This window comes from Pseudomonas sp. P179, assembly GCF_000478485.2.
Lineage (GTDB): Bacteria > Pseudomonadota > Gammaproteobacteria > Pseudomonadales > Pseudomonadaceae > Pseudomonas > Pseudomonas aeruginosa.
The window spans coordinates 1,654,679-1,673,489 of record NZ_KI517354.1 but is presented as its reverse complement, the minus strand read 5'-3'; the positions used below and the strand labels follow the sequence as shown (position 1 = coordinate 1,673,489).

20 protein-coding genes are annotated in these 18,811 nt (G+C 64.8%); 1 reads left to right on the top strand and 19 read right to left on the bottom strand.

The annotated features are described in order from the left end of the window. Positions 1–11 precede the first annotated feature (11 nt). The 18 genes from algE to HMPREF1224_RS20285 all read right to left on the bottom strand — a co-directional run bounded on the left by algE (position 12) and on the right by HMPREF1224_RS20285 (position 16,719). Positions 12–1,484 carry an outer membrane porin AlgE gene (gene algE / locus HMPREF1224_RS20360; RefSeq protein ID WP_003110464.1) on the bottom strand — a complete coding sequence of 491 codons (1,473 nt, stop codon included), beginning with the start codon at positions 1,482–1,484 and terminating at the stop codon, positions 12–14. Then, positions 1,481–2,908, bottom strand: coding sequence for an alginate biosynthesis TPR repeat lipoprotein AlgK (gene algK / locus HMPREF1224_RS20355; RefSeq protein WP_003112887.1), 1,428 nt, complete (start codon positions 2,906–2,908; stop codon positions 1,481–1,483). The genes algE and algK overlap by 4 nt, the downstream gene beginning before the upstream one ends. A gap of 13 nt (positions 2,909–2,921) precedes the next feature. After that, positions 2,922–4,091 (bottom strand): alginate biosynthesis protein Alg44, encoded by a 1,170-nt coding sequence (gene alg44, locus HMPREF1224_RS20350; RefSeq protein ID WP_003092101.1) that lies wholly within the window; start codon positions 4,089–4,091, stop codon positions 2,922–2,924. Positions 4,092–4,173: 82 nt separating this feature from the next. Continuing rightward, a complete protein-coding gene (alg8, locus tag HMPREF1224_RS20345) occupies positions 4,174–5,658 on the bottom strand; it encodes a mannuronan synthase (RefSeq protein WP_003119545.1) in 1,485 nt (494 codons plus the stop codon). Positions 5,659–5,798: 140 nt separating this feature from the next. Beyond that, positions 5,799–7,109, bottom strand: a complete 1,311-nt coding sequence (gene algD, locus HMPREF1224_RS20340) for a GDP-mannose 6-dehydrogenase (RefSeq protein WP_003110461.1) — start codon at positions 7,107–7,109, stop codon at positions 5,799–5,801. Between the two features lie 901 nt (positions 7,110–8,010). Then, the gene (yaaA, locus tag HMPREF1224_RS20335; RefSeq protein WP_003092094.1) at positions 8,011–8,790 is read right to left on the bottom strand and encodes a peroxide stress protein YaaA; all 780 of its coding nucleotides are present in this window, start codon (positions 8,788–8,790) and stop codon (positions 8,011–8,013) included. Positions 8,791–8,896: 106 nt separating this feature from the next. Then, positions 8,897–9,979 (bottom strand): ABC transporter ATP-binding protein, encoded by a 1,083-nt coding sequence (locus tag HMPREF1224_RS20330; protein ID WP_003092092.1) that lies wholly within the window; start codon positions 9,977–9,979, stop codon positions 8,897–8,899. A 4-nt stretch (positions 9,980–9,983) separates the two neighbouring features. Further along, a complete protein-coding gene (argF, locus tag HMPREF1224_RS20325) occupies positions 9,984–10,901 on the bottom strand; it encodes an ornithine carbamoyltransferase (protein WP_003092090.1) in 918 nt (305 codons plus the stop codon). 181 nt (positions 10,902–11,082) lie between these two features. Beyond that, entirely contained in the window at positions 11,083–12,249 is a 1,167-nt protein-coding gene (locus HMPREF1224_RS20320) for a site-specific integrase (protein ID WP_010793336.1), read from the bottom strand. A 258-nt stretch (positions 12,250–12,507) separates the two neighbouring features. Then, on the bottom strand, positions 12,508–12,630 hold the full coding sequence (locus tag HMPREF1224_RS45910; RefSeq protein ID WP_010793335.1) for a hypothetical protein: 123 nt from the start codon (positions 12,628–12,630) through the stop codon (positions 12,508–12,510). 12 nt (positions 12,631–12,642) lie between these two features. Then, complete coding sequence (locus HMPREF1224_RS20315; protein WP_010793334.1) at positions 12,643–12,933, bottom strand: hypothetical protein; 291 nt, start codon at positions 12,931–12,933, stop codon at positions 12,643–12,645. Between the two features lie 71 nt (positions 12,934–13,004). After that, complete coding sequence (locus HMPREF1224_RS45625; RefSeq protein WP_010793333.1) at positions 13,005–13,208, bottom strand: hypothetical protein; 204 nt, start codon at positions 13,206–13,208, stop codon at positions 13,005–13,007. After that, complete coding sequence (locus HMPREF1224_RS0112110) at positions 13,205–13,489, bottom strand: hypothetical protein (protein ID WP_010793332.1); 285 nt, start codon at positions 13,487–13,489, stop codon at positions 13,205–13,207. The genes HMPREF1224_RS45625 and HMPREF1224_RS0112110 overlap by 4 nt, the downstream gene beginning before the upstream one ends. Next, positions 13,482–13,877 (bottom strand): hypothetical protein, encoded by a 396-nt coding sequence (locus HMPREF1224_RS20305; protein ID WP_010793331.1) that lies wholly within the window; start codon positions 13,875–13,877, stop codon positions 13,482–13,484. Before HMPREF1224_RS20305 ends, HMPREF1224_RS0112110 begins: the two co-directional genes overlap by 8 nt. Then, positions 13,877–15,127, bottom strand: a complete 1,251-nt coding sequence (locus HMPREF1224_RS45905; RefSeq protein ID WP_010793330.1) for a hypothetical protein — start codon at positions 15,125–15,127, stop codon at positions 13,877–13,879. Before HMPREF1224_RS45905 ends, HMPREF1224_RS20305 begins: the two co-directional genes overlap by 1 nt. A gap of 109 nt (positions 15,128–15,236) precedes the next feature. After that, the gene (locus HMPREF1224_RS20295; protein ID WP_010793159.1) at positions 15,237–15,791 is read right to left on the bottom strand and encodes a hypothetical protein; all 555 of its coding nucleotides are present in this window, start codon (positions 15,789–15,791) and stop codon (positions 15,237–15,239) included. Beyond that, the gene (locus tag HMPREF1224_RS20290; RefSeq protein WP_003160553.1) at positions 15,788–16,111 is read right to left on the bottom strand and encodes a DUF4406 domain-containing protein; all 324 of its coding nucleotides are present in this window, start codon (positions 16,109–16,111) and stop codon (positions 15,788–15,790) included. Before HMPREF1224_RS20290 ends, HMPREF1224_RS20295 begins: the two co-directional genes overlap by 4 nt. Next, a complete protein-coding gene (locus HMPREF1224_RS20285; RefSeq protein WP_010793158.1) occupies positions 16,108–16,719 on the bottom strand; it encodes a dATP/dGTP pyrophosphohydrolase domain-containing protein in 612 nt (203 codons plus the stop codon). Before HMPREF1224_RS20285 ends, HMPREF1224_RS20290 begins: the two co-directional genes overlap by 4 nt. Positions 16,720–16,804: 85 nt before the next feature. Here HMPREF1224_RS20285 and HMPREF1224_RS45355 point away from each other — a divergent pair, with 85 nt between their 5' ends. Further along, positions 16,805–16,978: a hypothetical protein gene (locus HMPREF1224_RS45355; protein WP_010793157.1), complete on the top strand. Its 174-nt coding sequence runs from the start codon at positions 16,805–16,807 to the stop codon at positions 16,976–16,978. Between the two features lie 51 nt (positions 16,979–17,029). Here HMPREF1224_RS45355 and HMPREF1224_RS20280 read toward each other — a convergent pair whose 3' ends face one another. Next, entirely contained in the window at positions 17,030–18,808 is a 1,779-nt protein-coding gene (locus tag HMPREF1224_RS20280; protein WP_010793156.1) for a DNA cytosine methyltransferase, read from the bottom strand. Positions 18,809–18,811 lie beyond the last annotated feature (3 nt).

Sequence of the window (18,811 nt, the reverse complement as noted above, 5' to 3'; positions counted from 1 at the left end):
CCTCGCGGGGCTCAGAAGCGCCAGATGAAGTCGACGAAGGCGCGGTGCATGGTCGAGTCGGTGCCCGGCCCGTAGGCGTCGCCCGGCTTGAACAGGCCGCCGCGGAAGCGGATCAGCGCCGAGGGCTCGTCGACGTACTGGCTCATCGAGGCCGGCAGCAGGCCTTGCTTGAAGTACTTGGTCACCACCAGGTCGAGTTCCTGGCCGATGTCCTTCTCGCCCGGTTGCAGGGCGGCGTTGATGCCGCTGGTGCCGATGTCGGAGTCGTCGTCGACGCGCCAGAACTTGTGGTAGACCAGGCTCGCGTCGTAGTCCTCGCGCAGTTGCCAGGAGCCGAACAGGGTGGCTGCCTGGAGGTTGCTCAGTTCGCCGCGGAAGGCTTCGCCGAAGCGGTGCACGCGCGAGCGGGTGCCGGTGAAGTTGGAGCGATTGCTCTCCAGCCCGGTCTGCTGGAACTGCTCCTCGCCGTCCTTGCCACCGCCGCTGCCGCGGGCGTAGCCGACGCCGGCCTTCCATTGCTCGTCGATGTTCCAGCGCAGGCCGAGGTCGACGCCGAAGGCATTGACGTCGCCGCTCTGCTTGCCGGTGGCGATGCGCCGGTCGTCGACCGTGGTGGTGGTCAGGTTGTCGCGGTCGCCGGTCAGCCAGGTGGCGCTGGCCCAGTAGTTCAGCGGCATGCTCGAACGATAGTTGTAGGCATCGCCGGTAGCCTCGATGCCGAGCCAGGTGAGCTGGCCGGTATAGGTCTTGTCGAGGTTGTCGACTTCCTCGCCGGGGCGGCGCAGGTGGCCGCTGTCGTCGGCGTGGTGGATGCGCACGCCGATGCGGTGGTGCGGCGCCCACTGGGTGGAGATGTCGCCGAACACATGGGTGCGGTCCTTGTCCTCCGGGGCCAGTTCGTCGAGGTCGGTGCGGTATTCGCTGAAACGCTGGGCGACCCCGGCATGGGCGTTGAGCAGGGTGGTCTCGAAGCTCCAGTTCAGCGCCTCGATGTTGGTGTCCTGCCACTGGCCGCTGTCTTCCCGCAGGCGCTGGCGGCCGAAGCGCAGGTGCTCGCCGGGGTAGGCGGTGAGGCCGGCGTAGTCGACCCAGAATTCGCGTGCGGCGAGGTAGCTCTTGTCCGGCTCGCGACCGTCGTTGCGGCTGTTGTTGCCGTCGTCGGTGTCCGATTGCAGGGTGTCGGTCTCGATGGTGTCGGTGGCGGCCACCGCCTGGCCCATGAAGTAGGCGCTCCAGTCGCCCCACTGGCCGAAGGCCCAGGGCCGCAGGTCGATACCGATGTCGTTGAGGGTGCCGCCGGGAGCGGTGCCGAGGTCGCGATCGTTTTCCGATTCGCCGGTGATCTTCACGTCCAGGCCGAAGTTCTTCGGTGCCTCGCCGCTGCCGGCGGCGAACGCCGGCGCGCCGAGCAGCAGGGCGATGGCCAGGGACAGGGCGCGCGGCGCGAAGGACGGCCGCGGGTTGACGGAACGGGAGCTGTTCATAGGCTTTCTGGCTCTTCTTCGTTGATCGGCGAGTCCTGGCTCTGCAGCAGGCTGACGGTGGCCTGCCAGTTGTTGCCGCGGCTCTGTTGTTCGCGCTTGAGCAATTGCTGCGCCTGGCTGCGTTCGGCCGGCGGCAGTTGCGCTTCGATCTGCCCGAGCAGGTCGCTGGCCTGCGGTACCTGCTGCTGCACGGCGAGCTGGCCGAAGACGTAGGCGTTGACCCGGTTCGGCTGGATGCCGCGGCCCTGCGACCAGAGCTGGGCCAGGGCCATGTCGGCGCTGGCCTGGCCGGCGCGGGCGGCGAGGATCAGGTGGTCGACGGCCTTCTGCGGATAGACCTTGCCGAGGAAGCCGCGGCGGTAGATCTGCCCCAGGTAGTAGTTGGCCTGGGGTTCGCTGGCGGCGGCCTTGAGCAGGTGCCGCTCGGCCTTGCGCGGGTCCTGCGGCGCCCACTTGCCGTCGTAGTAGAGGCGCCCGAGGAGCAGTTCGGCGCGTGGCTGGGCGGCGTCCTGGGCGTTCTTCAGGTAGCCGAGCATCTTTTCCAGGTCGCCCTGGTCGGGATAGTCGTAGAGCAGCTTGGCCAGGCTGACCCAGGCCGCGGGGTAGCTCGGCGCGATCTCTTCCAGCAGCGCCTGGGCGGTCTGCGGGTCGGGCTGGCCGAGTTCGCCGTCGGCGAGCACCCCGGCCACCGAGTCGACCCGCTCGCCGGGCACCCGGCCGGCCTTGTAGGCGGCGCGCAGCTGTTCGAGCAGGACCTTCTGCTTTTCCGCGTTGCCCTGCATCTGGTAGACCGTGGCCAGTTCGTACCAGCACACATCCATGCGCCGCAGCCAGCGCTGGCAGACCTGCTCGATCTCGCCCAGGTGCTGGGCGTAGGTGCCCTGGGTGCGGTAGAGGATGATCTGCGCCAGGTCGGCCTGCGGCAGTCCGCGCGCGCGCCACTGGTCGATGCGCTGCTGCGGGTCGATTTCCGGCCAGGACTGCGGGTACTGCAGGTAGAGCACGATGAGCGGCACCAGGGCACTGTCCTCGCCCTGTTCGAAGGCCTGGCTGAGCAGGCGCTCGGCCTCGCGGTGCTCGGCGTCGCTGGCGCCGGGCTTGGCCGCCAGCCACTTGCCAAGGCGCGCGCGGGCCCGCGGCGAGGTCTGCGCGGCCTCGCGGTAGAGCTTTTCGGCCTTGGCCTGCTGGGCGCTGTCGCCGCTGGCGACCTGCATGTCGGCGAGGCCGACCTGGGCGTCGGCGTAACCCATCGCGGCCAGGGCCTGGTAGTTGCTCTGGGCGGTGGCGAGGTCGCCGCGCTCCAGGGCCTCCTGGGCCAGGCGCTGGTCGGGCAGTCCGGCGCAGCCGGCGGCCAGGGCGATGGCCGAGGCCAGCAGCAGGTGCCGGGACGCCAGGGGCAGGGGAGGGAGGATGGGCATCTTCATGGTCGGGTACCGGTCAGCGAGCGGTGGCCAGGGTCACGGCCTTGTTCAGCAGGGTGCGGCCGGGCAGGCCGCCGATGCTGACCTCGGCCGGGCGGCCGGCGTACTGGGCGTCGAGCGGCTGGTCGGGCTGGATCTGCACGCGGATTTCCGAGGACAGGTCGCCGTCCACCGGCGCGGTGTTGACGATGCGGCCGCTGCGGTTGACGCCGTCGCCGGCGACCTGGAAGTTCACCCGGGTGCCCGGCGCCAGCTCGGCGGCGTTGCGGTAGGGGAAGCGCGCCTCGATGCTGGCCACGCTGTCGCGCGGCGCGAGGGTGAAGATCACCTGGCCCTTGTTGGCGTATTGCCCGTCGGCTACCAGTTGCTGGACCACGCGGCAGTCGCAGGGGCTGGTCAGGGTCCCTTTCATCTGGTGGCCGAAGAGCTTCTCGATGTTGCCCGGGTTGAGCTGCTCCTCGGTCAGGTTGCCCTTGAGCATGTCCAGCAGGTTGGCCGAGAAGGTAGCGATCGGCGCGCCTTTGGCGACTTCCGCGTTGGGCCCGAGAAGGCTCTGCACGGTGCCCTCGCGGGGCATGGTGATCTGCTGGTTGGGGACGCTGACCACGCCGGAATCGGCATGGGTGACGAAGTACAGGTTGTACATCTGGTTGAGGATGAAGGCGAAGGCGCCGACCCCGACGACGAAGATCGCGGTGCTCAGGGTCACCGCCCGGACCCGGCCGAAGAAGCCCATCCCGCCGTTGCCGCCGCCCTGCTTGCGGGCCTTGGTGAAGTTCTCGCGCTGGAGGGTATTGAGCATGTCGCCGACGCCGATCACCTCGCCGGCCAGGTAGGAGGTGATCAGGTAGCGCAGGGCCGCCACCTCGCGCGGCTTGAGGTTCTGGAACTCGCAGCCGACGCGGCGGCTGGCGGGGTCCACCGAGCGCACCTGGAACTCCACTTCGAGGGAAAAGCTGATGCTGTCGACCTGGAACAGCAGCTTGCCCTTGTACAGGTCGCCGGGCTGGATCGGCGCGCCGCTCGCGGTGAAGGCGAAGCCGCCGGCGGAGAGATCCAGCAGGCGTGCGTCGACGCCTTCGCGGTTGGCGCCGATGTAGCGGATGCGCGCCGGCAGCTTGACCCGGGCGAACTGGCGCTGGGCTTCGGATTCGTGCACGACGTTGACGTTGACGGCTGTATTCATGGTGTCGGGTCCTGTTCGGTCCAATCTGGGTCGATTTGCGCGCGGGCCGCGGCCCTGGCGTTGTCCGTAGTCGATTCGGTGGTCATACGATGGTCAGCAGCACGGCGACGAAGATGCTGGCGGCAGAGAAGGTCATGGCCCGCGACGACCAGGCGTTGAACCAGCGCTGGAAGCTGGCCAGGCCGCGCTCCAGCTTGGTCGGCTGGCGGGTCCAGGACTGCCGGTCGAGGCGGAAGAACACGTAGATCTTCACCAGCGCGCCGACGATCTGGTTGTAATAGAGGATCAGCGGATAGGCCGGGCCGATGCGGTGCCCGGAGAGCGAGAGGAGCAGGGTCAGCACCAGGCGGGTGAGGCCGATCCAGAGCAGGTACACCAGCAGGAAGGCGATGCTGTACTTGAGGCTGGCGAGGATCGCCACCACCAGGCCGAGCAGGCTGGTCCACATCGAGACGCGCTGGTCGAACAGCACCAGCATGGTGAACCAGCCCAGGCGCCGCGCGCCGAGCTTGAGCGCGCGCGAGTTCTGCCGCAGGTTGTTGCCGTACCAGCGGTACATCAGCTTGCGACTGGCCTTGATGAAGCTCTTCTCCGGCGGGTGCTCGACCGTGTTGATCGCCGCGTCGGGCACGTAGAAGGTGTCGTAGCCCAGGCGCATCAGGCTGAACCAGCTGGACTTGTCGTCGCCGGTGAGGAACTTGAAGCGACCCAGGCGCCAGTGCTCCAGGTGGTCGTTCTCGACGTCGGTGATGAACTCGGGGTTGGTCACCACCCGGGCGCGGAACACCGACATCCGTCCGGTCATGGTCAGCACGCGCTTGGACAGGGCCATCGAGCACATGTTGATGTGGCGCTGGGCGAAGCGCAGCTTGTGCCACTCGCTCATCACGTAGCCGCCCTGCACTTCGCAGAATTCATTGGTGGTGAGGCCGCCGACGTTGGGGAAGAGCTTGAACCAGGGCACGGTCTTCTTCACCACGCCGTGGTCGAGCACGGTGTCGCCGTCGATCACCGCGACCACCGCGTCGTCGTCCGGCAGGTGCCGGGAAATCGCGCGGAAGCCATAGGCCAGGCCGTCGCGCTTGCCGGTGCCGGGAATCCGCACGAAGTCGAGGCTGACCCGGTCCGGCGGGTTCATCTTCTCCCACAGAGAACGGACCAGGACCTCGTCGGACATCTCGACGATGGAGCAGACCACGGTGGTCGGGTAGCCGCTGTCGATGGCTTCGCGGATCACCGAGCGATAGACCATGGCAGTGGTCAGGGCGTCGATGCGGAAACTGGTGACCATCAGGAACACGTGCGACGGGTCGGCCGCGCTGCCCAACTGGCGCACGCGCCGGCGGTAGTACGGGTAGACCACGTGGAGGAACAGCATGCCGCGCAGGAAGTGCACGCCGCCCATGGAGTAGCGCCAGATGCCGACGGCGCCGATAAGCAGGATGAAATCCTTGGAGTCGGCGTCGAACACGGTCTTCGGCACTGCCAGCGCGAGCACCATCAGCAGGCTGAGGAACACCAGCCAGCCGGTGGCTTCGGCGAGGCCACGTTTGTAAGTTTCCATCATCAGTTCCATCGGGCTGGGGACCTTGGCCTCGACGCCGGCGTGCGCTTGTTGTTGTTATGGCGCACGCCGCGGAGACGGCCTTCGGTCCGAGGGCGATAAAGAGGTTCTTTACCGGCTCACGGGGCCAGGGGGGCGGCCCGCTACCAGCAGATGCCCTCGGCCTGGGCAGTGGTGGTGTGCGGCATGAAGCCCACCAGGTCGACCAGCTTCTTGCCGCTCGGGGTCTTGTTCACCAGGTCGACGAACAGCTCGTCGCCATTGCCCAGCACCAGCACATCGGAACTCGCCACCACTTCGTCGAGGTCGGAGACCAGCAGTGAGGAGACGTGCGGGATCTTCGACTCGATGTATTCCTTGTTGGCCCCGTGGACACGCGCGTATTCGACGTTGCGGTCGAAGATGCGCAACTCGTAGCCCTTGCCGATGAGCATCTCGGCCAGCTCCACCAGCGGGCTTTCGCGCAAATCGTCGGTGCCGGCCTTGAACGACAGGCCGAGCAGGCCGACCTTGCGGGTGTCGTGGCTGGTGATGAGATCGAAGGCCTTCTGCACCTGGTTGGAGTTGCTGCGCATCAACGAACCGAGCATCGGGTGCTCGACGTCCAGCTGGCTGGCGCGATAGGTGAGGGCGCGTACATCCTTGGGCAGGCAGGAGCCGCCGAAGGCGAAGCCGGGACGCATGTAGTAGCGCGACAGGTTGAGCTTGTGGTCCTGGCAGATCACGTCCATCACCTCGCGGCCGTCGACGCCGACCGCCTTGGCGATGTTGCCGATCTCGTTGGCGAAGGTGACCTTGGCGGCGTGCCAGACGTTGCAGGTGTACTTGATCATCTCGGCGACCTCGACGGTCTTGCGGATGATCGGCGCGTCCAGCTCGCGGTAGATTTCCTCGAGAAGGTCGCCGGTCTGCTTGTCCAGTTCGCCGATCACGGTCATCGGCGGGAAGTCGTAGTCCTTGATCGCGGTGCTCTCGCGGAGGAATTCGGGGTTGGTGCCGACGCCGAAGTCGACCCCGGCCTTCTTGCCCGAGCAGTCCTCGATCAGCGGGATCACCACGTTGTTGACGGTGCCCGGCAGTACGGTGCTGCGCACCACCACGGTGTGGCGTTCGGACTTCTCGCGGATGGCGAAGCCGATCTCGCGGCAGACGGTCTCGATGTAGCCCAGGTCCAGGTCGCCGTTCTTCTTGCTCGGCGTGCCGACGCAGATGAACGATACGTCGGAGTCCAGCACGGCCTTCTTGAAGTCGGTGGTGCCCGACAGCCGTCCGGTCTGCCGGCCTTGCTGCAACAACGCTTCCAGGCCCGGTTCGACGATGGGCGACTTGCCCTGGTTGATCAGGTCGATCTTGGTGCTGGAGACATCCACACCAATGACTTCATGACCGCGTGCCGACAGGCAGCCAGCACATACTGCACCGACATAGCCCAAACCAAAGATGCTGATTCGCATCGCATTCACCTCGATTGTTTGTCGCGCCGTTAATGAGGTGGCCGTATGGCCACTTCCCTATCTGGCGAGCCGTTACTACGAGCCCCGATCCAGAGCCCTTGATCCGCCTTCAGGCAGTTTCGAATAGAGTGCTTAGTTGTTCGGCACTCTAATAGGGCAAGTTATAAGTTCATGCCCTTTAATGTTTCAGGTGGGTTTCAATAACGGTGCATAACCCGACCTTGGATGCTTCGTTTTAGTTCGGTCCATAGAATTCAAGTTTCTAAAGGCCTTTAATTTCAACAGGTTGAGTTTGTCCCTCGGAGCGGAGTCCGATTATTCGAGACGGTTTCAAGTTGCTCTGCCCATAACTATCGATAGGCATCGCGGTGATAGGATGTTTTCTCTGCGAGGGAAGTTCCGGCCGTTTGTCCCGCTCGCGAAATATTTGGAAATATCCGTTTGATATCACTTGATACCAACTTGATGGCCTTTCCGTTAAATGCCTGCCAATGGCCACTAGTTGCAGAATGCATGGCGGCTGAAAGTTCCGCGTCACCGGAATGAAACAGAAGCCGCTTTTACCGCCTTAAGCAAACCTTAAGGATTCCTTAATCTTCGACCCATGCACTTTGCAATCGTAATTTGCATGTAATGGCGGGAGGCTGGTAATGGCCAATGGATTACGCCGGAGATGGCATTTCCGCCTTGAATTGGGGAAAAGTCTGTGGGCTGGGCGTGAAAAAATGTGATGCAGTTCCGCATGACTTGCAGACGAACGGTTGAGTAGGCCTATTCGCCACAAGGGCTTTTCCGGGGAGAAAGGCGACGCAGCAGGGGTGTCGGAGGGACGAACGGTAGCGCCAGGAGGCGTCGGCGTGCCGAAAGAGGAGCGGCCCGCCAGGACGGCGGGCCGGGGAGATCAGTCTTGCGGGGCGTCCCTGAGGAATACCAGCTGATCCGGGCCGGATTGCTCGGCGCTGAAGTAATAGCCGTGGGCATTGAAGTCCTTCAGCCCGGCCGGGTCGCGCAGGCGCTCGCGGATCACGTAGCGAGCCATCATGCCGCGAGCCTTCTTGGCGTAGAAGCTGATGATCTTGTACTGGCCGTTCTTCAGGTCCTTGAACTCGGTGTCGATGACCCGCGCTTGCAGCGCCTTGCGCTTCACCGCGCCGAAGTACTCGTTGGAGGCCAGGTTGAGCAGCACGTCGTCGCCCTGGGCGGCCAGCGCTTCGTTCAGCCACTGGCTGATACGCTCGCCCCAGAAGGCGTAGAGATCCTTGCCACGGGCGTTGGCCAGGCGGGTGCCCATTTCCAGTCGATAGGGCTGCATGAGGTCGAGCGGGCGCAGCACGCCGTAGAGACCGGAGAGCATGCGCAGGTGATCCTGGGCGAAGGCGAAATCGTCCTCGCCGAAGTCTTCCGCGTTGAGGCCGGTGTAGACATCGCCCTTGAAGGCGAGCAACGCCTGCTTGGCGTTCTCCGGGGTGAACTCCGGATGCCAGCTGGCGTAGCGAGCGGCATTCAGGCCGGCGAGCTTGTCGGAAAGCTTCATCAGTTCGCTGATCTGCAGTGGCGTGAGCTGGCGCAGTTGCTGGATCAGTTCCTGGGCGTGGTCCAGGTATTGCGGCTGGGTGAAGCGGTGGGTGACCGGCGGGGTCTCGTAGTCCAGGGTCTTGGCGGGGGAAATCACCATCAGCATCGTTCAGGCTCCTCGAATCGTCGGGCGATTGTAGGGGCTGGAGACGTCCGGCTCCACCTATGCGGTCGATAGGGAAAGGCGCCGCCGACCGAACGGCGCCGAGGTATCAGGCCTGGACGGGAGCGAGGTGCGCGGCGACGCTGCCCCGGGCGGCGAACACCACCAGGTGGTCGGCGGCGACGCGGATACCGACGTCATCGCCCGGCTGGTGGTCGGCATGGCTGGGGAAGATCGATTCCAGCTGGGTACCGGTGGGCAATTGCAGGCGGTACAGGGTGGCGGCGCCGAGGAAGGTCTTGCCGACGATCCGCGCCTTCAGCTCGCCCTGCGGCGCGTGCACCAGGTCGTCCGGGCGCAGCAGGACGTCTACCGCGCTGCCGGAAGGCAGGCTGTAGGCGCGATTGCCGCGGATCACGCCGAGTTCGGTCTGCACCGTATCGGGGCTGAGCAACTGGCCGCGAATGAAGTAGCCCTGGCCGACGAAGCTGGCGACGAAGGGCGTCAGCGGCTCGTGGTAGAGGTTGTAGGGGGTGTCCCACTGTTCCAGGTGACCTTCCTTGAACACGCCGATGTGGTCGCAGACGGCGAATGCTTCTTCCTGGTCGTGGGTCACCAGGATCGCGCTGGTGCCGCGTGCCTTGAGGATCTCGCGAACCTCCTGGCTGAGGCTGCGGCGCAGTTCCACGTCGAGGTTGGAGAAGGGTTCGTCGAGCAGCAGCAACAGCGGTTCGGGCGCCAGCGCGCGGGCCAGGGCCACCCGTTGTTGCTGGCCGCCGGAGAGTTCGTGGGGGTGGCGCGCGGCGAGGTGGTCGAGCTTGACCAGCTCCAGAAGCTCGCGCACCAGGCGTTCGCGTTGTGGATGCTTGCGGATGCCGAAGCCGACATTGTCGGCCACGCTGAGATGGGGGAACAGCGCGTAGTCCTGGAACACCATGCCGATCCGGCGTTTCTCCGGCGCCAGGGTGAAGCCGGGACGCGAGATGACTTCGCCGCCCAGCTCGATCTGCCCGGCCAGCACCGGTTCGAAGCCGGCGATGGCGCGCAGGGTGGTGGTCTTGCCGCATCCCGAAGGACCCAGCAGGCAGCCGATGTCTCCGGCATTGAGGTGCAGGTCGAGGTCCTGCACCACTTTCTGCGAGGCGTAGCCGCAGGCGAGATCTTTCAGGTTCAGCAGCAGGTCGTGGCTCATGGGCTCAGGCGTAATGGGCGTGTTCGATCAGCAATTCGAGGAGGGCCTTCTGCGCGTGCAGACGGTTCTCTGCCTGGTCCCAGGCTACCGAGCGCGGGTCGTCCAGCAACTCTTCGCTGATTTCCTCGCCGCGGTGGGCCGGCAGGCAGTGCATGAATAGTACATCGTCGGCGGCCCCATCGAGCAACGCGGCGTTCACCTGGTAGGGACGGAACAGGGCGATGCGCGCGGCGGCTTCGTCTTCCTGGCCCATCGAGGCCCACACGTCGGTGCTCACCAGGTGCGCGCCGGCCACCGCCTCGCGCGGGTCGCGGACGACGCGCAGGCGGTCGCCGGCAAGGGCGACGAACTCGGCCTTCGGCTCGTAGCCCTCGGGGCAGGCCACGCGCAGCTGGAAGTCGAACTTCAGCGCCGCTTCTATATAGCTGTTGCACATGTTGTTGCCGTCGCCGATCCAGGCCACGGTCTTGCCCTGGATGCTGCCGCGGTGCTCGTGGAAGGTCTGCATGTCGGCGAGCAACTGGCAGGGGTGCAGGTCGTCGGACAGGCCGTTGATCACCGGCACCTTCGAGTGCGCGGCGAATTCCGTCAGGGTGGCGTGGGCGAAGGTGCGGATCATCACGCCGTCGAGCATCCGCGACATGACCCGGGCGCTGTCGCCGATCGGCTCGCCGCGGCCGAGCTGGGTGTCGCGCGGGGAGAGGAAGATCGCCTGGCCGCCGAGCTGGATCATCCCGGCTTCGAAGGACAGGCGGGTACGGGTCGAAGCCTTCTCGAAGACCATGCCCAGGACCCGGCTCTTCAGCGGCTCGTAGAGCACGCCTCGGTTGCGCAGGTCCTTCAGCTCGCTGCCGCGGCGGATCAGACCGATCAGCTCTTCGGGGCTGTAATCCATAAACGAGAGAAAGTGCCGTACGCTCATCGCTGACTACCTTTTATTTTTACTGCTGGCCGAGGCACTGGCCGGCTTTCGCGAGAGAAAACGGGACTGGACCTGCGGCGGGACCGCAACGTGCGGGAAAATAGGGGAAGGCGCGATCTTATAAGGAAATGTCGCGGAAACACAAGGAGGGGCTTGGAAGGCGCGGGTTACGGGGTTTTGCCTATGCCTTGTGTACCACTTTTGTACCAATCGCGAGCCGATCAAGCTTGTCGAGTTCGGCCCTGTCGGCATCAGAGTTCATCCACTTCGCATAGGTGGACAGTAGCATTTGTACGCTATGGCCGAGCTGATTCGCAATGAACGCCGGATTCATCCCCGCCATTAGGCACATGGTCGCGTAGGTGTGCCGAGTGTCGTACTGCCGGCGGCGCCTGATCTTGAGCTTCACCAGGGCCTTGAGCAGATAGTCTCTCGTTGTGCTGTCGGACTTGATGTAGGAATCTCCGTCTGCTGGCGCAAACACATACTCGCTACGCAGCTTCGTCAGTCGCTCGGCAACCCTGAGCGCATGCATTGCCCTGCTGTTCAACAGCACCGTCCGCTCCTCCTTGGTCTTCACGCGCTCAAAGACCTTGCCCTTCACGCGACCCCGCCACACATGGGCAGTTTGCTTGCCCATATCAATATCTACCCATCTCAGCGCCGCCTGTTCTGCCGGCCGCATCCCCGTGAAGAAAGCAAACTCGAACCATGCAGCGTAGATTTCGGTCAGCCCACGACAGGTTTCGTATAGGTACCCGATGATCCGTTCGGCGTCGTCGCGCTCGTATGGATCTACCTGCTTTTTCGCGAGACGCGGGCGAGCAATCGATGCGCACGGATTTCGATTGATCAAGCCGTCCGCCAGCGCCGATTTGAAGATGCTTGACAGCTTGTCGACAGCGTTACGGCGCACACCAGCGGAACTCCATTCGGTATTGGCGACAATGCGGCGAACATCGGCGGCCGACACAAGATCAATCCTCGCCTCGGCGAGATGTGGCATCCAGTAGCGGTTGAGCGTGCCCTTGTAGTTGCTGCGTGTTGTCTCGACGATTTCCCTGCTGTCGAGCCAGATTTGGGCGTACTCGCCGAAGGTAGGAATCGACGCACTTTTGACGTAAGAAGAGTCCGGGAAGAGCTCCGCGTACTTCTCTTCGGTCATCACTCCCAGCCTGATCAGTTGGACTACCTGAGTTCTGAGACGATCGGCCTCGGCGATCCCTTTCGCTGTCGGGGGATATGCAAGCGTCTCGCAGCGTCGGGTGTCCCAGGTGAACCGGATGCGGACGTACTTCCCTTGGACGACTTCAATACCGGTCGGCAGGGTGCGCGGCTTTCTGCCCATTCGTTGTACCTCGAAATGTAGTAGTAGATTCGGCCGTTCTCTTTGGCCCAGACCCAACGCGGGATCAGGCCCTGGTAGCGCTGGTGTTCCAGAGACTTCGGGGAGCAGCCGATCAGGCTAGCCATGACGGGCTCCATTACGCGGTCGACCGGGTGCTCGATCTTCTTGGCGGTTTCCATTGGCAATACCTCCCCGTCCTGCTGGCGCTGGTCGGGAAAATGGTTTTCGGGGAATGGCAGCCTATCGGCTACCGTGCGGTTAGAACGAGCAGCCCCATTGCAGGGCTGCGAATGCTGGCGCTAGCTCGATCACTGCGTGTAGCGCGATCAGGCTGGCGCCAATGACGGCTACTGCCGCCATGCGGGAGAGAGCTTTCTTCATGGTGGCTCCGGATCAGTCGCCCGCGGCCTTCGAGATCAGGTGCATGAGCATTTCGCGCAGTTGCTCGCGCTCGAGCACCTGGCCGGTCTTTGCGTACTCATCGGCCTGACGCAGGATCGCGTCGATCTCAATCTCGAACATTGGAGAGAGCACGTCTGGCTCACACTGTTCGAGCAGCAACTGGATTGCGCGAGTCGGATGTGCCATCGCTACGCCGAGCCAGTTGTAAGCCGACGCGGTGCGGTAGTAGCGGAGGCCGGCGATCTCATGCCGGCGCGGCGGGCGGAAGGTTTTCGTGCGCATATTCAATCCGGGTAGTGGGTAGACCATTATCCGAATTGCTGTATATGCGTACAGTGGTTGGCGATGGGTGGCTATGGCTGCTCCGGAAGGTACTGAAGCGCCCAGGTCGGGTGGAACCTCCTTGGCCTGCTTTCGCCGTCTAGCTTGATCATGAGGTGGGCGCCCTTTGCGCTTGTTATCGTCCCGTGCTCCTCGGTGCCGCGACCTCGGTAGATGACCTTTCCGCCTCGCTTGCAGGGAACGTTGTAGGCCCTGCGAATGAACTCCATGCTCATGGCTTCCCTCCATCCTGCTCGCTCAGCAGGGCGCGCAACTCTTCAAGTGCGCCAATGCGGTCCTGCGCATCCGAACTGGTAAGTGCCGGAGTTACGATCCGCCGCAACAGCCCCTCGCTGACCACCACATGGCCCGCTGGAATAACTGCCAGGTCCAGCACTTCATAGCCTGGCCAGTCCTGAGGGTTTGCTCTGACCATGTCGTGGTGCTCCTTGGAGCAGGGGCGCCAATCTCCCGGATGGCTTGTGAAGAACGAGTAGTACCGCTTCACCTCACTCATGACCTACCTCCTTGCGGCGCTGGGATTCCTGTTCCTGGTACAGCCGATCAACTTGCTCCTGGCGCCGGTCCAGCTTTCTGCAGCGTGCAATGTGGTCTTGTAGGGCGATGTCGAACGGCTTGATTTCTTCGAGAAGCCGTAGTTTTTCGGCGGCGCGCGTTTCGCTGTTGAACTGCCGGGCCAGTTCGTCACGCCTCTTGAAGTCAGGCTTTTCGCGTTCCCAACGATCCAGTTCTGCCTGGTAGGCATCGCTCAGCTTTTCGCTCTGCTGCTGCCAGCGGATGAAAAGAAGATCGCTCCTTCTGGGCCTAAGGAGCAGAGGGTTTTTCTCGCGGATCCACGCGAGAATCTCGTCCTTCGTGAACTCGTTGAGAATGTCCAGAATCATCACATCCCCTCCTTGCCGGGCTCGGCGCGGTCCAGGCGCTCTATCTCGGCCAGGATCAAGGCGCCGGCACGCACGTAGTTGGAACGCGCGTCTCTCGGCTTCCACCACTTCGCCACGAACGGCCAGATAGCGGGCGCTTCGTCATTGGCTCCGTTGAGGATGTATGCCGCTGCGGCGCGCGGAAGTTCGGCGGCGCAATAGAGGTCGTCGTGCTCCGGCGTCCAGCCCTCGGCCTCGACCTGCCGGCGTCGTTCGGCTTGAATGTCGAGCCATGCCTGCGGCACTTCCTTGCCGGGCGCGGCGGCGAGCATCTGCCGGTAAATCTCGCCGATGCTGTTTACCGCGTCATAACGCAGGGACTGGCCGACAAAGGTCATCTGCGACGTCGGGTCCATCGGTACGAGCTTCCACCCCTCCGGCACGCTGTGCTGAGCCTGGGCGGCATCCTCGGACGCCTTCACGCATGACTTGATCGAGGCCAGCAGGTAGGACCATGCGAAACCGCGCTCCTGGGACGGGCGCAAGCCGAGCGCACGCGCTACGTCATCGCGACACTGCTTGTCCAGGTCGTGGAGTTGCTGAGCCTGGGCTACAGGGGCGGCGTAGAGCTTCGTGCCGACAGGGAGTTTCGTCGCATAGCTGTGGCGAACGATCACTGCTGTCAGGGTGCCGCCGCTTTCACGCACTTCGCCCACAGGTTCTTGCTTCTCCAGCTCCGCCTCTGCCTGCTCGGACTTGAGTGCTTCGGCAGGCGCTTCGTTGAACGCTTTCGCATGCGGGGCGAGGTTGAGCGGGTCGAGTTGCTCGCGAAACGCCTGGAGCCGCTCGATGCGCTCCGCCTCTTGCTCCGGAGTGGACTCGAACTCGTACAGCCGCTGGGCGGCTTCGACTACCAGCCGCGACGACACGCCAGCGCTGAAGCGGACGCCACCGACCTTGGCTGGCTGTTCCAGCTTGGGCCAATGGTTGAATGCTCGACGGGCGAGGGCAATGTCGCATACCGCAGCTGGAACAGGCTGGCCGTCCTCGCCCTCGAGTTCGTTGGCCAGCCACTCTTCGAAGCTGGCTTCCGATCGAGCCGGCGCCTGGTCCTTGATCAGGGCCAGCAGGCTCTCGGCTGAGGAGTGAACGTCGTCGAGTTCCGTCGACCAGCGGCGCGGGGTGTTGTCGTGGATGTTGTCCAGGGCTTCGACGATGCCGCGCAGGCGGGTGGCGCACTGCTCGATCAGTTGGTGTTGGGTAGAGGACATTGCGGTGTCTCCGGTTGCTCCGGCGCCGGCGGCCGGCAGCGGAAGCATTTGCACAGGCCTATCCGTTGGCCTGTGGTGCGGCAGATGGTGGGGCGGTTCATTGCGGTACTCAGGTGAAGAGGGTGGGCTGGGCGCTCTTGTCCAGCGCCTGCTTGGGCAACTTCAGGCCGCACAGCCGGAGGGCCTGCTTGTGGTTGAGGGAGGCCGCCACAGCAACAGGCCTGGCATGCTGGTCGATGTAGGACTTCGGCCAGGGCGCGCGCCCGCGCGCGGTGAGTATGCCGGCGTGGTCGAGCGGCCAGGTCCGTGCGGCGGCCAGGTTGGATGTCCGGCCGGCGGCCTCGGGTACCCAGACCAGGCAGTTGCCGTCCCAGTCCCTGTCGTAGGCGACGTAGATGCGGTCGTCCGCCGGCGCGCCGGCGAGTGCCTGCGTCCGGGACAGGTCCAGGTCCTGGTGATCGACGCCGTACTCGGCCCGGGCGCGCACGTAGTCGACCGGCCAGGGCAGATCGGTTTCCCGGCACTTGTACTGCCGAACGGCATGGGCGCTGGTGAACGTCTCGGCTTCGTCGAGGTTGGTGGTGTAGCCGCCGCCGGCGCGCCAGAACGTTGCTCGGCTCCCGACGTTGCTGCGGCTGTCTTGCAGGTAGAAGAGGTCGGTCATGGCGCATCCTCCGCAGGACCGGTGATGTGCTCCGCGTGCAGAGCGCGCATTCCCAGATTGGTGGCTACGGTGAACTCCAGCCTGGCGCCCTTCGAGTCCATCCAGCCGGGCAGCAGAGCGATTGCCTGGCAGGTGAGCAGCTTCTGCAGGTCGAGCCGCAGGTAGTCGGCCCACTCGAAGCCCGGAATCTCGCCGTGCTCGGCGGGGTTCTCGACCTGGTACCCGAGGCCTCGCAGGCGCGCGGCTTCGGCGTGGAACGCGGGGAAGTTGTGTTCGGGCAGGCCAGTCATGGGGCCTGCGAGGTAGATGCGCTGGGTCACGGCAGCAACTCCTCCCCGACCTGGCGGGCATGCTTGAGGCTGCCGGCCCTGATGCGCTTCCAGTTCTTCCCCCAGTCCTCCGTCAGGCCGCCCTGGCTCACGAAGAACGGGCCGTGCTTCACGAACACGGCGCCGCCGGCGTTGCGCATGACGAAGTAGGTGTTGTCGTCGACCGGCTCGTCCGCTCGGTCATGCTCGATTGCCCTGTCGGCCGGCGCCGTGCGCCAGTCCGGCCAGGTGCGCGCCTCGTTCTTCGTCTGCTTGGCGACCAGGGCGTCGATTATCTGCGCCGGAGTGGCGCCGGTACGCCAAGCCCCGTCCAGAGCGAGAATCACAACGTCGATCCACTCGGCCAGGTCGCCAGGGGCTTCATCGATCTCGCGCAGCTCCTTGCGGATGTGGTCGATGACGCCGGCGGCGCGCGACCCTGGCCCGAACGTGCGTTCGCTGAACCGGCGCTGGCGCTCCAGGTGCAGGTCGAAACGGAACACGTCCAGGCGCCCCTGGGCGCGGCCAAGCGCGTAGGCCTCGTCCTGGAACATCAGGAGGTGATCGTCGGGGTGGTTCTGGTTCGTCGTCATGGCGGAGTTGTTGTTTTCTGCGGACATAGGAGTACCTCTCGCCTGCTGGCGCAATGGCATGGAGTGGGGTAGGTTCGGGAGCCCGGCATGGGGCCGGAGCAAGGAGATGCAAATGGCAGTAGCAATTGAAGATAACGATGGCCACACCCAGATCTACGATACGGCCGTGAAGGTCGAGGTCGAAGGGGACAAGTACGTGGTTTACGGCCCTTTCAAGTCGGTTCTTGCCGTTGTCCCCCGGGACGACGTGAAGCGCCTGGCCTCTGATGAGGAATCCCCAATCTAACGGGATCCACCAGTGATTTTGTAGTGCAACTGTTTATTGCGGCGGCCCTTTTCAGGGCCGCTCTTCTTTCTGATCCACACTCAACCCCACCGCTACCTGCCGCACCCAGATGGGCGTATTGCTGAGCATGAACGTCTCGCCCTGCTCGGCCAGCAGCAGGGTGGTGCCCATCACGCCGGCGATGGCCTCGGCCGCGGCCGGTGGTACGGCGTTGCCGATGCGCTCGCGCCAGTCGCTGTCGCTCAGGCCGTCGAGGACCAACTGCTCTTCGGGGTCGACCAAGCTCTGCAGCGCGGCGAGTTCCAGGGTGGTAAACGGCCTGTGCCAGGTGCCGTCCAGCGACTGGATGATGCAGGTCAGCCGGTCGTTCGCCGCCGGCATGCGCGGGTCGGCGACGCTCCACCGGCCATTGTCGTGCCTGGCGCTGGCCGACACTGCGCCGGCGGACTGGTTGAAGCCCACCACTCCGTAGTGGCCGCCGGTGAGGTAGGAGTCTCCCTTCGTCCGGTTGAGCACCCGCGGGTCTTCGACGCATTGCCCTGTGCCGTGGGCACTGGTAACCGCTTGTGCATGGCGGCTCCAAGGCACGATGCGGAACTCGTTCGAGTGTTTGGCAGGGCCGCTGTGGCGCGGATCAGCCACGGCGAAAGCGCCCTGGCCGGTGGTGCTGGCGGCGATCACGGTGCCGGACGGACCGTCCCAGTCAGTGACCGGGTACTTGCCGAAGCTCTGCCCGCGCGGATCGGCGACGGAGTACGTGCCCTGGCCGGGCGACTTGACGCCGATGATGGCGCCGGAGGTGTCGGTCCAGCGGCGGACGCCGTACTGCTGGTATTGCATAGCGTTTGCCGGTGCGCGCGGGTCCGCTACCGAGAACGCCCCGTTCGTGGGGCCGCTGCGGCCGGCGATGGTGCCCATGCTGTCGTTCCAACCGTGAACGCCCATGTAGCCTGCCTGATATTTCGGGACGATGATCAGATCGCGCAGGTAGCCGTCCTCAACGGCCAGGTCGTTCAAACTGCGCCAGTCGCTGCCGGCTCGCACCAGGGCGAGGCGCACCCAGGTCTTCCACTGCAGGGACGGCACGCGGTGCATCGGGCCTGCGGCCTCAATGTCGCCGGGAAGCGGCATGCGGCCGAGGATGTCGCCGACGGCGCGGAGCGACTTCTTCTCTGGCTCGTATAGGAAGGGCGGCACTTTCTCGACGTGCCGCGCGACAAGCAGGAAGCGCTTGCGCGATTGGGCCAGGCCGCCGAGTTCGCCGCAGTCGTGAGTGGTTTCCGCCACGGCGTAGCCGAAGCCACCGAGCAGGCTGTTGATCTGGTCCAGCAGGTGCCGACCGCGGCTGGCCAGGCGCGGGACGTTCTCGAAGACGATCAGGGGCACCGGGTCATCGGCCCAGGCTTCGCCCATGAGCCAGATGCAGCGCAGAGTCAATTCGTTGAGTGCCTGGTATTTTGGGGTGAGGCTCAACTTCTCGGACAGCAGGCCGGAGGCCCCCTTGCAGGGGCTGGAGATGAACACCGCGTCCGGGCGCTTGCCCTGGGCGGCGCGGCGCACATCCTCGGGGGTGGCCTCCCGCCAGCCTGTCGGCGGCTCCTTGCCGTGGAACCGCACGTACTGGTCGCGGGTGAAGAGGTCCAGCAGGGTGCCCGGGACACCGGCCAGGCGCTCGAAGTCGCGCAATCCGGCCGGGTCCACGTCGATCCCGCCGAGGCAGACCCATTCGGCCTCGACGTTGCCGACCCGCGGGCGCGCCCGGTTGAAACCGGCGGCACCGCCGCCCAGGCCGCAGCAGAAGTGGAAGTGGTAGAGAGTGCGCTTGATCATGCG

What these genes read in the sequence shown, in the direction of transcription:
- algE (WP_003110464.1), bottom strand. Translation starts at nt 1,484, where the DNA reads ATGAACAGCTCCCGTTCCGTCAACCCGCGGCCGTCCTTCGCGCCGCGC.
- algK (WP_003112887.1), bottom strand. Translation starts at nt 2,908, where the DNA reads ATGAAGATGCCCATCCTCCCTCCCCTGCCCCTGGCGTCCCGGCACCTG.
- alg44 (WP_003092101.1), bottom strand. Translation starts at nt 4,091, where the DNA reads ATGAATACAGCCGTCAACGTCAACGTCGTGCACGAATCCGAAGCCCAG.
- alg8 (WP_003119545.1), bottom strand. Translation starts at nt 5,658, where the DNA reads ATGATGGAAACTTACAAACGTGGCCTCGCCGAAGCCACCGGCTGGCTG.
- algD (WP_003110461.1), bottom strand. Translation starts at nt 7,109, where the DNA reads ATGCGAATCAGCATCTTTGGTTTGGGCTATGTCGGTGCAGTATGTGCT.
- yaaA (WP_003092094.1), bottom strand. Translation starts at nt 8,790, where the DNA reads ATGCTGATGGTGATTTCCCCCGCCAAGACCCTGGACTACGAGACCCCG.
- HMPREF1224_RS20330 (WP_003092092.1), bottom strand. Translation starts at nt 9,979, where the DNA reads ATGAGCCACGACCTGCTGCTGAACCTGAAAGATCTCGCCTGCGGCTAC.
- argF (WP_003092090.1), bottom strand. Translation starts at nt 10,901, where the DNA reads ATGAGCGTACGGCACTTTCTCTCGTTTATGGATTACAGCCCCGAAGAG.
- HMPREF1224_RS20320 (WP_010793336.1), bottom strand. Translation starts at nt 12,249, where the DNA reads ATGGGCAGAAAGCCGCGCACCCTGCCGACCGGTATTGAAGTCGTCCAA.
- HMPREF1224_RS45910 (WP_010793335.1), bottom strand. Translation starts at nt 12,630, where the DNA reads ATGAAGAAAGCTCTCTCCCGCATGGCGGCAGTAGCCGTCATTGGCGCC.
- HMPREF1224_RS20315 (WP_010793334.1), bottom strand. Translation starts at nt 12,933, where the DNA reads ATGCGCACGAAAACCTTCCGCCCGCCGCGCCGGCATGAGATCGCCGGC.
- HMPREF1224_RS45625 (WP_010793333.1), bottom strand. Translation starts at nt 13,208, where the DNA reads ATGAGCATGGAGTTCATTCGCAGGGCCTACAACGTTCCCTGCAAGCGA.
- HMPREF1224_RS0112110 (WP_010793332.1), bottom strand. Translation starts at nt 13,489, where the DNA reads ATGAGTGAGGTGAAGCGGTACTACTCGTTCTTCACAAGCCATCCGGGA.
- HMPREF1224_RS20305 (WP_010793331.1), bottom strand. Translation starts at nt 13,877, where the DNA reads ATGATTCTGGACATTCTCAACGAGTTCACGAAGGACGAGATTCTCGCG.
- HMPREF1224_RS45905 (WP_010793330.1), bottom strand. Translation starts at nt 15,127, where the DNA reads ATGTCCTCTACCCAACACCAACTGATCGAGCAGTGCGCCACCCGCCTG.
- HMPREF1224_RS20295 (WP_010793159.1), bottom strand. Translation starts at nt 15,791, where the DNA reads ATGACCGACCTCTTCTACCTGCAAGACAGCCGCAGCAACGTCGGGAGC.
- HMPREF1224_RS20285 (WP_010793158.1), bottom strand. Translation starts at nt 16,719, where the DNA reads ATGTCCGCAGAAAACAACAACTCCGCCATGACGACGAACCAGAACCAC.
- HMPREF1224_RS45355 (WP_010793157.1), top strand. Translation starts at nt 16,805, where the DNA reads ATGGCAGTAGCAATTGAAGATAACGATGGCCACACCCAGATCTACGAT.
- HMPREF1224_RS20280 (WP_010793156.1), bottom strand. Translation starts at nt 18,808, where the DNA reads ATGATCAAGCGCACTCTCTACCACTTCCACTTCTGCTGCGGCCTGGGC.